A 14720-nucleotide genomic window follows, 5' to 3' on the forward strand; every position below is an offset into this window, starting at 1 on the left:
ATAGTTCTCCAAATGCTTCGCCCGTACAGTTGTCAGTTGTTAGTAGGGGCGAAGCATTTGGAAGATAAATTATCGGTCATTGCCAAAAATAGTTCTCCAAATGCTTCGCCCGTACAGTTGTCAGTTATTACCTATTACCTATTACCTAACTTTTTGTATAAACTCTACCCGAATCTGGATTATAGGTTTGCAAAGCCTTCATATACTGAGCGCGTTCAAAGGTGCTAGGATTAGGACAATTTAACTGGCTCATACTACCTTGCATTTGCTTGACAGATTCATATTCATGTATTTTCATCCACTCCCGTAGGTCTTTTTCTAAACAGTGAATATGGTTAATACCTTCTCGTAATAATACAGAACACAACATAGTTATATTTGCTCCCACCATCAACATTTTGATCACATCATGGGCATTGTGAATACCGCTAGTTGCAGCTAAACTCCCCTGAATATGACCATAGAGAATGGCTATCCAGCGCAGAGGTAAACGCATGGCTTGGGGGGTACTTAAAAGGACATGAGGTTCGACTTCTAAATTTTCTAAATTAATATCTGGTTGATAAAACCGATTAAATAATACTAATCCATCAGCCCCGGCATGATCTAAACGTTTGGCGATATTTGCAGTATTAGTAAAGTAAGGACTGAGTTTTACGGCTACAGGAATAGTAACGGCGGCTTTAACAGATGTGAGAATATCAAGATAATTTTGCTCGATATTGTTACTACTTAAATCTGGGTTAGTGGGAACATAGTAAATATTTAATTCTAGTGCTGATGCTCCTGCTTCTTGGATGAGTTTACCATATTTAGTCCAACCACCGACGGAACAACCATTCAAACTAGCAATAATGGGAATATCCACCTTTTCTTTAGCTTTGCGAATATGGTCTAAATATTCTTCTGGTCCGACTCGGAAATTAGCAATATTTGGGAAATAGGTTAAGGCTTCTGCAAAACTTTCTGTACCATGGCTTAAATGATGATAAAGTGCGGATTTTTCTAAGTTTAATTGTTCTTCAAATAGCGAGTGCATAACAACAGCACCTGCACCTGCATCTTCCATTAATTTAATATTATCAATGTCTTCCGAAAGTGGAGACGCGGAGGGAACTAGGGGGGATTTTAATTCTAAACCTAAATATGTGGTAGTTAAGTTCATAAATTTGGTGATTAAAAACTAACAACTGACAACTGTACGGGCGAAGCATTTGGAGAACTATTTTTGGCAATGACCGATAATTTATCTTCCAAATGCTTCGCCCCTACTAACAACTGACTCAAAGCTATTTTAATTTTCTTGCAGCTAAATATTGATACATTTGCCAACGGGTATTAACATCTGCTTGGGATTCTTTGAGGAGTTCTTTTGCCGTTTCTGGGTTAATTTTCGTCAACATTTTAAAACGGTTTTCCATGTACATGGAATTTTCTATTGGTATGTGAGGGGTACGGGAATCAAGTTGTAAAGGGTTTTCTCCCTGTTGTAATCTGTCGGGGTGATAGCGATATAATAACCAGCGTCCAGAGTCTACAGCAGCCTTTTGGTTTTGCATGGCTGTACTCATGTTGATACCGTGAGCAATACAATGACTGTAGGCAATAATTAATGATGGACCGTCGTAAGCTTCGGCTTCTAAGAAAGTTTTCAGGGTTTGTTCATCTTTTGCGCCCATTGCTACACTAGCAACATAAACATTACCGTAGGTCATGGCAATTAAACCCAAATCTTTCTTAGTTGTAGGTTTACCACCTGCGGCAAATTTTGCCACTGCACCTTTAGGGGTAGATTTGGACATTTGACCACCAGTATTAGAATAAACTTCTGTGTCTAATACGAGAATATTAACGTTGCGTCCACTAGCAATTACATGATCTAATCCACCATAACCAATATCATACGCCCAACCGTCACCACCAATGATCCAAACACTTTTTTTCACTAAATAATCAACGAGGGATTGAAGATTTTTAAACGCAGATAAACGCAGATAAACGCTAATAGAATCCTCTTTCATCTGCGTTAATCTGTGTTCATCTGCGGTGATAATTTCTTTTAATTTTCCTTTGAGAATAGCAATTCGTTCACGTTGAGAGTAAATATCCGATTCGTCTTTTTGTTCTGCGGTGAGAATATCTGTAACTAGAGTTTCACCTATTTGGGGTGCAAGTTGTTGGAGTAAATAAGCTGCAAATTCCGCTTGTTTATCTATGGAAACGCGGAAACCTAAGCCAAATTCGGCGTTATCTTCAAATAGACTGTTAGACCATGCTGGCCCCCTACCTGCGGCGTTTTTTGCCCAAGGTGTGGTGGGTAAGTTACCACCATAGATAGAGGAACAACCGGTGGCGTTGGCGACGATCATGCGATCGCCAAATAATTGTGTTACTAATTTAATATAAGGTGTTTCTCCACATCCAGCACAAGCACCAGAAAACTCAAACAACGGTTCTTGCATTTGTTGTTGATTAATATGATTCAACTGCAAATTTCGTCTATCTGGGTTAGGGAGATTTAAGAAGAAATCCCAATTTTCTCGTTCTTGTTCTCGCAATGGTTTTTGTGCTGCCATATTAATGGCTTTTTTGCGCGGTTCGGCTTTATTTTTTGCGGGACAAACATCAACACAAATACCGCAACCTGTACAATCTTCTGCTGCTACTTGAATGGTAAACTTTAAATCATGCCAATCATGTTCTTTGGCATTGGCACTTTTAAAAGTTGTTGGGGCATTTTCTAATTCTTCTGGTGCATATACTTTAGCGCGAATGACACTATGAGGACACACCATCACACATTTACCACATTGAATACAAACGTCAGCATCCCAAACCGGAATTTCTTCAGCAATATTGCGTTTTTCCCATTTAGATGTTCCTGTGGGATATGTACCATCTACAGGTAATGCACTCACAGGTAAATCATCACCTTCACGGACTATCATTTTCCCTAATACATTGCGGACAAATGCAGGTGCATAATCGGGGATTGAGGACACTCTTATATTTTCTTGTTCCCTGCGATGCACTGAGCTTGTCGAAGTGTTCCCCGTTCCCCGTTCCCTAATTTCATAGAGATTTTCCAAGGTTTTATCAACGGCTTGAATATTCATTTGTACGATTTCTTCGCCTTTTTTACTGTAGGCTTTACAGATAGATTTTTTAATTTGATCTATAGCTTCTTCTCTTGGTAAAACACCGGAAATGGCAAAGAAACAAACCTGCATAACGGTGTTAATATGTCCACCCATTCCGGCTTCACGGGCGACTTTGTAGGCATTGATTACATAGAATTTGATATTTTTGTTAATTATCTCTGTTTGCATTGCAGCAGGTAATTTATTCCAAATTTCATCTTTGTGATAATGTGAATTTAGTAAAAAAGTGCCACCAGGAATAATATCTTTCAATATGGGAAATTTTTCTACAAAGTCCCATTGATGACAAGCGACAAAATTAGCTTTAGTGATTAAATAAGTAGAATGAATTGGTTGAGAACCAAAACGCAAATGAGAGACTGTGACTGAACCAGATTTTTTAGAATCATAAACAAAATAACCTTGGGCAAAATTATCTGTTTCTTCTCCAATGATTTTGATGGAATTTTTATTTGCCCCTACTGTACCATCTGCACCCAAACCGTAGAAAATTGCCCTAACTATATTGTCGGCTTCTATATTAAATTCGGGATTATATGTTAAACTGGTATGAGTAACATCATCATTAATCCCCACAGTAAAATGATTTTTTGGTTTCTCCACATCTAAATTATCAAATACCGCTTTTACCATTGCTGGTGTAAATTCTTTAGATGATAAACCATATCTACCTCCCACAACTTTAATTTTGTGAAGTTGGTTTTCTGCCAAAGCTGTAACTACATCTATATATAAAGGTTCACCAATTGCCCCTGATTCTTTCGTTCTATCTAAAACGGCAATTATCCGGGTTGTTTTGGGCAGAGAATTAATAAATCTTTGGGTATCAAAGGGACGATATAATCTAACTTTGATAATTCCCACTTTTTCACCTTGTTGATTGAGATAATCTACGGTTTCATGAACTGTTTCGCAACCAGAACCCATGAGAATAATTATTTTTTCTGCTTCTAAATGTCCATGATAATCAAATAGTTGATATTGTCTCCCCGTCATTGCAGCAAATTCATCCATTACCTGTTGAGTAATATCTGGACAAGCGAGATAAAAAGAGTTTACTGTTTCTCTAGCTTGAAAATAAACATCAGGGTTTTGCGCCGTTCCTCGTAATACCGGGTTATCAGGTGTTAAAGCCCGTAAACGATGGGCAATTACTAAGTCTAAAGGAATAAATTTTTGTAAGTCTGGAGTTGTTAAGATTTCTACTTTATTGACTTCGTGGGAAGTGCGAAAACCATCAAAAAAGTGTAAGTAAGGTATGCGAGATGATAAAGTTGCTTTTGTGGAAATTAGGGCAAAATCATGGGCTTCTTGCACAGAAGCAGCGCATAACATGGCAAAACCTGTAGTTCTTGTGGCCATGACATCACTATGATCTCCGAAAATGGAAAGGGCTTGGGCTGCAAGCGATCGCGCCGCAATATGAAATACTGTAGGTGTAAGTTCACCAGCAATTTTGTACATATTTGGTAGCATCAACATTAACCCCTGAGATGCTGTAAATGTGGTTGTCAGTGAACCCGTTTGTAAAGCCCCATGTACAGCACCCGCAACCCCCCCTTCACTCTGCAACTGTACCACCGCAGGAACTGTTCCCCAGATGTTCGGTTTTCCCTCACTCATCCAAGTATCAGACCATTCCGCCATCGGTGAAGATGGGGTAATTGGGTAAATGGCAATAACTTCGTTTAGTTGGTAAACGACTTTAGCTACAGCTTCATTACCATCTATAGTTGCAAAGGTTCTCATCTTCATCTTCCTTTATCTTGAAGAACTACTAAATTTCGGGTAATTGGTGTTTTCCTAGCCCCAAATTCCCTAGTTTTTACATTCAACTGAAAAATCAGCAGAAACTTCCATCTATTAAAATCATAATTATAGGATAGTTCATAGAAAATCCCCCCGTACTAAATTTAGTATGGGGGCTAGATGAGAACAAAATCCCAAATTATTGGTTTTAAGGAATAATTCTCTGCTAAGTTCCTCTAACTTTTGGCGTAGTAATTGAGATAAATCTCTGTAGTTAAGACTATTCACAAAAGACTTAAATATCTGTTTTTGGTTTACTAGCTGTTCCAGGATCTTGACGGTTTTCTTTAATCAATCGGCTGTAAGTCCGCTGGGGAATATAGTGAATTGGATTGTAATCAATACAACGTAAAATCAGCACACAAGCCCAAGAATACCGTCCATCAGCAATAGCTTCAATGATACGATTGAACTGTTCGGGAGCGATGGCACTATGAAAATCGTTCTGAGAAGAAGAAGCTTGATAGTTCATGACTAACCCTGATCTAATCTTGTAGGATTGAAAGTTAATAAGTTGTCATAATTCAGAACAGAAAATCTTTTTAGTCAAGCCTTTTAACTCCTGATTACTGATCTCCTAAATTCTGAATTATAGAAAAAATCAATGGGATATTTGAGGTGGCAGGATTATCTGCCCGTGATATGTAAAGGATTTAATTCTCTTGGTAAATAACTTCGATATCTAAGTTCGAGTATAGCGATAACTTACCGATTAAATATCAACATTATTTGTGGTTATCAGAGAACTTTATGAATTTTCTGTGAGGTTTAGTGAGCAGTGGTATCCATTTAATTAGGGGTGTATCATTGGCAATTGGTGATCTAAATAGATTAAGTTCTGAAATTTTCGATTGTAAAGACTGGAAAATTACCAACCACATTACCCTTGTGTTAGTAAAAAATATAAGCAAATTCCTAGCATTTCCTGTCCACCTTGATTGTTTGGTAAAAAATAGGAAATACAGATATTTGGATTATGACACTATTTAAATAGTCATACAACCTTGAAATCTTTCCTGGCTTCAGTTTTGTAAATACTCCTTGTCACACTATTATATGCAGAATACTATGTTTTCCCTATCTGGTACGCCGAATTGGCAATTTGTTTCTCTAAATAGTACAGAAAATGTCAGTTCTAACTTGCGGATTAAATGACTGTTTAAACACTGTCACAAGGGAGATTTACAAAACTGTAAATGGCATAAAGATATAAATTTATTTTTGGCTATTTTTAATTTTCTGGCTAAATTAGTTACACTTCATCACGAAATACTTAACGTCTTAAAGTTGTTGAGGATATAAGTATTCAGGTTTTGACGAATTGAGTAATATTTATAGATGTAATATTTAATTTTTACTGCAATAGACTCTTATAAAAGTGGCACAAGTAAAGTTTACAAAATGGTAATTAATAGCAACAAAGCCAAATTGGTAGTTATTGAGTTGAAATTAGTGATTGCTAAAATTTTATCTATTCCCTGTCATCTAACTAATAGATACTTCTCTATCTATAAGAGGAGGTAAGGGTTCATCCTTTAGCTAGAAGTAAATAATTGAGTAACTTATTTACTATTAACCTGAAATAGTATCTCAATAATCCTAACTTTAGCTAGAGTTTGGTAATGTACAATGTATAAATTAGTGCAAACTATTGTTAACAGTGATGAAAAAAATGTTTTAGGTGACTTTATCTTAGAATTAGGCAAGGATCATAAACGTTACTTTTTAAGAAATGAGATTCTACAAGCTTTTGCAGATTATTGTCACCAATTCCCAAAACCCGCTTATTTTTATCACTCTTCCTCTTTAGGGACATTCATTCAATACACCCATGAAATAATTTTAGATGGTGAAAATACTTGGTTTATAGTTAGACCAAAGATTGCGAGTCAAGAAGTATGGTTATTAAGCGCGGACTTGACTAAGTTTGAGTTAATGACACCGAAAGCATTATTAGATGTGAGCGATCGCTTAGTAAAGCGTTATCAACCGCACATTTTAGAAATTGATCTCCATCCCTTTTATTCAGCAGCACCAAGAATTGATGATTCCAGAAATATTGGCCAAGGTTTAACCGTTCTTAATCATTATTTTTGTAATCAAGCATTGACAGATCCTGAATATTGGATTGACGCATTATTTCAATCATTAAAAAGATTAGAATATAACGGCATCAAATTATTAATTAGTAATCATATTCATTCAGGTTTGCAACTAACAAAGCAAATCAAACTAGCGTTAGAATTTGTGAGTCATTTATCCCCCCAGACACCATATATAAAATTTAAATTTCATCTTCAAGAACTCGGTTTAGAACCAGGTTGGGGTAATAATGCAGCCAGAGTCAGAGAAACCTTAGAACTGCTGGAAAGACTCATGGATAATCCCGAACCTGCAATTTTAGAAACCTTTGTTTCTCGCATTTGTGCAGTTTTCCGCGTCGTCCTTATTTCTATCCATGGTTGGGTTGCACAAGAAGATGTTTTAGGCAGAGATGAAACATTAGGACAAGTTATTTATGTTTTAGAACAAGCCCGCAGTTTAGAAAATAAAATGCGGGCAGAAATTAAACTTGCAGGTTTAGATACATTAGGAATTAAACCCCATATCATTATATTAACTCGACTGATTCCCAATTGTGAAGGCACATTTTGTAACTTACCATTAGAAAAAGTTGATGGTACAGAAAATGCTTGGATTTTGCGCGTTCCTTTTGCAGAATCTCGACCGGAAATTACCAACAACTGGATTTCTAAATTTGAAATTTGGCCTTATTTAGAAAAATTTGCTCTTGATGCCGAAGCAGAACTTTTAAAACAATTCCAAGGAAAGCCCAATCTCATTATTGGTAACTACAGTGACGGGAACTTAGTTGCTTTTATTCTCTCCCGGAAAATGAAAGTTACCCAATGTAATATTGCCCATTCCCTCGAAAAACCTAAATATCTATTTAGTAACTTATATTGGCAAGATTTAGAAGCACAATATCACTTTTCTGCCCAATTTACCGCTGATTTAATCAGTATGAATGCCGCAGATTTTATTATCACATCATCCTATCAAGAAATTGTAGGTACACCAGATACAATGGGACAATATGAATCTTATAAATGTTTCACCATGCCCAACTTATATCATGTAATTGATGGCATTGATTTATTTAGCCCTAAATTCAATGTGGTATTACCAGGAGTCAGTGAAAATATATTTTTTCCCTACAACCAAACAACAAATAGAGAATCCCAGCGTCGTCAACATATCCAAGACCTAATTTTCCATCAAGAACACCCAGAAATTCTCGGTAAATTAGATCATCCTCATAAAAAACCGATCTTTTCCGTTAGTCCCATTACCTCAATTAAAAACCTCACAGGTTTAGTTGAATGTTTCGGTAAAAGTGAAGAATTACAAAAGCATAGTAACCTAATTTTATTAACCAGTAAACTTCATCCAGACTTAGGAACAAACTCCGAAGAAATTCAAGAAATAGCAAAAATTCATGCGATTATTGATCAATATCATCTTCACCATAAAATCCGCTGGTTGGGAATGCGTCTTCCTCTCCGCGATATTGCTGAAACCTATCGTGTAATTGCCGATTTTCAAGGGATTTATATTCACTTTGCCCTTTATGAATCCTTTAGCAGAAGTATTTTAGAAGCAATGATTTCTGGATTACCAACTTTTACAACTCAATTTGGTGGTTCATTAGAAATTATTGAAAACCATGATCAAGGCTTTAACCTCAACCCCACAGACTTAGCAGGAACAGCCAAAACAATTATCAACTTCTTAGAAAAATGTGAAAATTATCCAGAACATTGGCTAGAAAATTCTCAATGGATGATTGAACGCATTCGCCATAAATATAACTGGAATTCCCACACAAATCAACTCCTGTTATTAACGAAAATGTTTAGCTTTTGGAACTTCATCTATCCCGAAGATAACGAAGCCAGAGATCGTTATATGGAAAGTTTATTTCATCTTCTTTATAAACCTATCGCTGATCATATTTTATCAGAACACATTCATCAGTAAAAATAAAAATTGTAGGTTGGGTAGAACGAAGTGAAACCCAACATTTGCAGAAGTTTGTTGAATTTCATTTACAGGAGTTTGTTGGGTTTCGTACCTCAACCCAACCTACGTAAATCTTAAATATTCAAAAAAACAAAAATACCTAATCTATTATCATGGATAAAAAAGACCATTTTCGCAACCTTATCTATACAGACTGGATATTAAATGAAACCAAGTTTAATCCTGAATATTTGCATAGCCGAGAAACTATTTTCACCATTGGTAATGGCTATTTAGGGACAAGAGGAACATTTGAAGAAGGCTATCCCCGCGCATTATCAGCAACATTTATTAACGGAGTTTATGATGATGTTCCTGTAGTTTATACCGAACTCGTAAACTGTCCAGATTGGCTACCATTGACAGTTATTATTGAGGGAGAACGCTTTCGCCTTGATCAAGGTACAATATTAAAATATAACCGGAAACTAGACTTACATCATGGCATTCTCAGCCGGTGTTTACGTTGGTGTAGTCCCAATGGTAAAGCAATAGATATCCATTTTGAACGCTTTGCCAGTTTAGCAGATCGGCATATAGTCGGGCAACGTTGCCAACTAACACCAGTAAATTTTGATGGTTTAATTGAAATTCAAGCCAGTATTAACAGCTACTCGGAAAATCAAGGATTCAACCATTGGGAAGGATTAGATCAAGGTAAAATCACACAAGGATTCTGGTTACATAGTCGCACTCGCAACAGCCGCATAGATGTCGGTATAGCGGCAAAAATAACTATTTCGGGAACTGACATAGACTTACAAATTAATACCACACCTGGTTATCCCAGCTTAAATGCAACCGTTGCCGGTCAAATCCAACAGACAATCACCATAGTAAAGATTGTCAGTATTTTTACATCTAACGAAATTGCAGAACCAGTTGTAGCCGCTAAAGAAAAGCTCGTAAATATACCAGATTATATAACCTTAATTGATGCCCATGCCCAAGCCTGGGAGCAAGTTTGGCAACAAAGTGATATTATCATTGAAGGAGATATCACAGCAGCTTTTGCAGTGCGTTACAATCTGTTTCAGTTACTAATTGCTGCACTTAGAAACAATAATCACATAAGTATCCCGGCGAAAACCCTATCTGGCTTTGGTTATCACGGACATATCTTTTGGGATACGGAAATTTTTATTCTGCCATTTTTTACCTTTACCCAACCAAATTTAGCCCGGAATTTGCTCAGTTACCGTTATCACACCTTACCAGGGGCGCGACGCAAAGCGGCACATTATGGCTATCAGGGGGCGATGTTTGCCTGGGAAAGTGCGGTGACAGGGGATGAAGCGACACCACGCTGGTCACTACGGAGTGATTTTTATGCCGAAGATATTCGTATATGGTGTCGTGATCGAGAAATTCATATTAGTGCGGATATTACTTACGCCATTTGGTATTATTGGCAAGTTACAGAAGATGATGAATGGATGCGAGATTATGGTGCAGAAATTATTTTAGATACCGCAATTTTTTGGAGTAGTCGAGTTGAATTTAATCCCCAATTAGAATGTTATGAAATTCGCGGAGTTATTGGTGCAGATGAATATCACGAATTAGTTCATAACAACTGCTTTACAAATCGGATGGTACAATGGCATTTAGAAAAAGCCTTAATCATCTATAACTGGCTGCATTCCACCTTTCCAGAAGTAGCCATAAAACTTGAACATAAATTACAAATTACCTCCCAAGTCCTCAATCATTGGACAGAAATTATCGCTAAAATGCTCATTATCCACAACCCAGAAACCGGACTAATTGAGCAATGTGAGGGGTTTTTCCAACTAGATGATATTAACTTAGCCAAATACGAACCGCGAGAAAAATCAATCCAAATTATTTTGGGCATGGAAGAAACCAACAAAGGACAAGTCATTAAACAACCAGATGTATTAATGCTTCTATATTTGATGCGGGAATCTGCCGATTTTCCCTATAATCAGCAAACATTACAGGTAAATTGGGACTATTACGCCCCCCGCACAGATATTAGTTATGGTTCTTCCTTGGGTCCGGCTATTCACGCCATTTTAGCCGCAGATTTGGGCAAATCACAGGAGGCTTACGAATACTTTATGCAGGCGGCAATGGTAGATTTAGAAGATAAACGCGGAAATACCCAAGATGGGATACATGGTGCTAGTGCTGGAGGCATTTGGCAAGCTGTAATATTCGGTTTTGGCGGTATCCAATTTCGGGAAAATGTCCCCGTAGCCCATCCTCACTTACCCCCAACTTGGACAAGACTGAAATTTAAGTTACAGTGGCATGGTAAATGGCACGAATTCGATTTGCGTCAGGAATTACCAAAAACGAGAAAGCCTAATATTCAGGGCGTGATTTTTGACTTAGATGGCGTATTGACTAATACCGCAGAATATCATTATCAAGCTTGGCAAAAGTTAGCAAATGAAGAGGGTTTACCTTTTAATCGAGAAATGAATGAAGCCTTGCGGGGTGTATCTCGTCGCGCTTCTCTGATATTGATTATTGGCAATAGAGAATATTCAGAAGTGCAAATTCAGGAAATGATGTCTCGAAAAAATGATTATTATGTAGAACTAATTCACAATATTACACCCACAGATTTATTACCAGGGGCAGTGGCCTTATTGGATGAATTGCGTCAAGCTGGAATCAAAATCGCCATTGGTTCTGCTAGTAAAAATGCCCGGCTAGTGATTGAAAAATTGGGGATTGGTGGTAAATTAGATGTTATTACTGATGGTGATACTGTCCAAGCCGCCAAACCAGCACCAGACTTATTTCTTCATGCTGCCAACCAGTTAGGAATTCCCCCAAATGAATGTGTAGTATTTGAAGATGCCGCAGTCGGTATTATCGCCGCCAAAGCAGCAAATATGTGGGCTGTAGGCTTGGGACCCCAGGAGAGGGTGGGGGCTGCTGATGTCGTTTTGCCTAGTTTGGCAGGGGTAAAATGGGAGGAACTAATTAAGAATTTATCAAGCTTCGCCCCGCTTCGCTAACACGCAGAGGCGCAGAATCTTAGAGAGTGAGCGGTTGGGAGATGTTAATTCCCTAAAAGTGCGCGAACTTCGTTATCTGTAGTTTGGCTAAAATCGTCGTACCATAAACCAATTGCAGACATGACTTCTGGACATTGCAAACAAACTACATCATCCACTTCTAAACGCAATTCTTCACAAGTATTTAGGGGTGCAACTGGAACAGCCACAATAATTTTCGTCGGCTGTTGTTGGTGGATAATAGTGAGGGCAACCCGCATGGTTGCACCAGTAGCAATCCCATCATCTATGACAATAACCGTTTTATTTTTCAGATTAATTGCTGGTTTATCACCGCGATAAACCTGATTCCGGCGCTTTAATTCTCGCAATTCCTGGTTAACAACTTGGGTAATTTTTTCTTGATCTATTCCCAATGAATCAATTATATCTCGGTTGAAAACAATAATATTTTCCGAAGCAATTGCCCCCATAGCCAGTTCTTTGTGTCCAGGTACACCGAGTTTTCTGACTATGCACACATCCATGGCCGCATTCAAAATTTTAGCAACTTCAAAGGCTACAGGGACACCACCACGAGGCAAAGCTAGTACCAAGACATCCTCAAGGTTACTATATGCTTGTAAATGTTGAGCTAACATTTGACCAGCTTGAATGCGGTTAGAGAATTTTTTGCTCATGAGACTTTCACTATTTTCTTGAAAGCAATTTCAACTTGTGCATACTCATTAACCAACTGTGACACCAATTCTACAACCCCTTCTAGATTGCCACTCTTCCCTTTTGATTCTAACTCTAAACAAAGCTGATGGAGATTCATCGCTCCCAAAGAGGCACTGCTAGACTTTAAGCTGTGGGCTGTTTTGTCGAGGGTATCAGCGTCTTCATTGGTGACAGCTATTTGAATCGCAGCGACAATTTTCGGAGATTCCACCAGATAACAGTTGATTATTTTCACCAAAACTTCCTGATCACCTTCTAGCATATCCAGTAAGGATTCTAAAACCTGAGTATCTATTGAAGACATTGTAAACTTTAATATTTTGATTTTATATTGTGGCAATTGCCATTAAACAGGAGTTTTTTCTATTCCCTCTGAATGATAAATAACGTAGCGATTGCGTCCTGTTTCTTTTGCCCGATAAAGAGCTTCATCTGCCTTAGTAATGAGAAATTTTGCACAACCGCTGGCTTGAGGAATAATAGTCGCAATCCCCAGACTCAGGGTCAGGTATGAACTAATTTGAGAACTTTTATGAATCAAACCCTTACTGCGGATAGATGAGAGAATTATTTCTGCAATACAAATTGCCCCAGCTATATCTGTATGCGGTAAAACTAAAGCAAATTCTTCACCACCATAACGAGCGGCTAAATCTCCGGGACGTTGGGCTATTTGATACAGAATTTGAGCAACTTCTTTTAAACATTCATCTCCAGATTGATGTCCATAAGTATCATTATAATTCTTGAAAAAGTCTATATCACAAAGAATCAAAGATAAAGGCGCTCTTTCTCTTTCTAAGCGTTGCCATTCTCGCTCTAAAACTTCATCAAAGGAGCGACGATTAGGAATTTGAGTCAAACCATCTATAGTTGCTAGTTGTTGTAATTTCTGGTTAGCTGCTTCTAATTGTTGATATAGTTCTGCTTGCTGAATAGCCATGACTAATGGATTTGTTAGTTGTGTTAGCAAATCAATATCCGATTTAGCCCATCTGCGTGGTTGAGAACATTCATAAACTACCAATAATCCCCAAATACTGTTTTCCTGTTGAATGGGGACAACTAAATTGGCTTTCGCTTGTAATTGACTCAGTAAATCAATATGACATTGGGAAAGCCCAGCATTATCAATATCTTCGATCACATAAATATTACTTTGCCGATAGTCGTAACCACATTGATCAGAAAAGTAAGTATCTTGAAATACTCTTCCTAACATAGAATCCCATTCAGCGGCTACAGATTCAACTATGACATATCCACTCCCATCTGGATGAAACCGATAGACAATGACACGATCAGTTTTTAATAATTTACGGACTTCGATAGCAGTTGTACTCAGAATTAGTTCTAAGTTTAAAGATGTGCGGATTTTTTGGGTAATTTTAGCGATTAGCTGCTCTTGTTCAATCTTATACTGTAATTCTTTCATAGTCCAGTGCATTTGGAGCAAGCGGCGGACTCTTTGTCTTAAAACTGCCCAGTGAATCGGTTTAGTAATATAGTCAGCAGCACCAACAGAAAATGCTTTATCTACGGAATCTTGGTCATTTAGTCCTGTAATCATTAATACAGGAATGTTAGGATCAAATGTGTGTAGCTGATCGCAGCAAGTAAAACCATCCATTACTGGCATTATTGCATCTAGAAGCACGATATCTGGCTGTAAAGTCATGACAATATTTAGGGCAATTTTGCCATTACCTGCTACCATCACTTGATATCCCTCTTTTTCCATCGCATAACGTAATTGCATTTGTATAACTAAGTCATCATCTACAATTAATACTAATGTGTTGTTTATGTGAATAGAGGAAGTCACCATCTATAATTTCCTTGCTGAACTTGAACTGAAACTATACACACATTATGACTTGAGTTGAGTAGCCCCAGAATCAAAACAGACATAATACTCAATCCAATTGGCAATGATCTTAGCCGAAAC

9 protein-coding genes are annotated in these 14720 nt (G+C 37.6%); 3 read left to right on the top strand and 6 right to left on the bottom strand.

Annotated elements, in window-relative coordinates:
• Nucleotides 1–12: 12 nt before the first annotated feature.
• Nucleotides 13–228, top strand: coding sequence for a hypothetical protein (locus HGD76_RS25395; protein ID WP_233466876.1), 216 nt, complete (start codon nt 13–15; stop codon nt 226–228).
• On the opposite strand, the gene HGD76_RS13385 is transcribed toward HGD76_RS25395, so the two are convergent.
• From HGD76_RS13385 to HGD76_RS13395, 3 genes are all read right to left on the bottom strand, one after another.
• Entirely contained in the window at nt 146–1165 is a 1020-nt protein-coding gene (locus HGD76_RS13385) for a dihydroorotate dehydrogenase-like protein (protein WP_168696082.1), read from the bottom strand. The genes HGD76_RS25395 and HGD76_RS13385 overlap by 83 nt on opposite strands.
• Nucleotides 1166–1289: 124 nt before the next feature.
• Nucleotides 1290–4916, bottom strand: a complete 3627-nt coding sequence (gene nifJ, locus HGD76_RS13390; protein WP_168696083.1) for a pyruvate:ferredoxin (flavodoxin) oxidoreductase — start codon at nt 4914–4916, stop codon at nt 1290–1292.
• A gap of 289 nt (nt 4917–5205) precedes the next feature.
• The gene (locus HGD76_RS13395) at nt 5206–5442 is read right to left on the bottom strand and encodes a HetP family heterocyst commitment protein (RefSeq protein WP_015079864.1); all 237 of its coding nucleotides are present in this window, start codon (nt 5440–5442) and stop codon (nt 5206–5208) included.
• A gap of 1157 nt (nt 5443–6599) precedes the next feature.
• On the opposite strand from HGD76_RS13395, the gene HGD76_RS13400 reads away from it, so the two are divergent.
• On the top strand, nt 6600–9011 hold the full coding sequence (locus tag HGD76_RS13400; protein ID WP_168696084.1) for a sucrose synthase: 2412 nt from the start codon (nt 6600–6602) through the stop codon (nt 9009–9011).
• 155 nt (nt 9012–9166) lie between these two features.
• Nucleotides 9167–12049 carry a beta-phosphoglucomutase gene (gene pgmB, locus HGD76_RS13405; protein WP_168696085.1) on the top strand — a complete coding sequence of 961 codons (2883 nt, stop codon included), beginning with the start codon at nt 9167–9169 and terminating at the stop codon, nt 12047–12049.
• A 44-nt stretch (nt 12050–12093) separates the two neighbouring features.
• Here the strand turns inward: pgmB and HGD76_RS13410 are convergent, their stop codons facing one another.
• From HGD76_RS13410 to HGD76_RS13420, 3 genes are read right to left on the bottom strand one after another with little or no spacing between them, the layout of a single operon-like run.
• The gene (locus tag HGD76_RS13410; RefSeq protein ID WP_168652388.1) at nt 12094–12729 is read right to left on the bottom strand and encodes a phosphoribosyltransferase; all 636 of its coding nucleotides are present in this window, start codon (nt 12727–12729) and stop codon (nt 12094–12096) included.
• Entirely contained in the window at nt 12726–13076 is a 351-nt protein-coding gene (locus HGD76_RS13415) for an Hpt domain-containing protein (protein ID WP_168696086.1), read from the bottom strand. The genes HGD76_RS13410 and HGD76_RS13415 overlap by 4 nt, the downstream gene beginning before the upstream one ends.
• Before the next feature lie 42 nt (nt 13077–13118).
• On the bottom strand, nt 13119–14600 hold the full coding sequence (locus HGD76_RS13420; protein WP_168696087.1) for a diguanylate cyclase domain-containing protein: 1482 nt from the start codon (nt 14598–14600) through the stop codon (nt 13119–13121).
• Nucleotides 14601–14720 lie beyond the last annotated feature (120 nt).

Origin of the sequence: Dolichospermum flos-aquae CCAP 1403/13F, assembly GCF_012516395.1 — a bacterium.
GTDB lineage: Bacteria > Cyanobacteriota > Cyanobacteriia > Cyanobacteriales > Nostocaceae > Dolichospermum > Dolichospermum lemmermannii.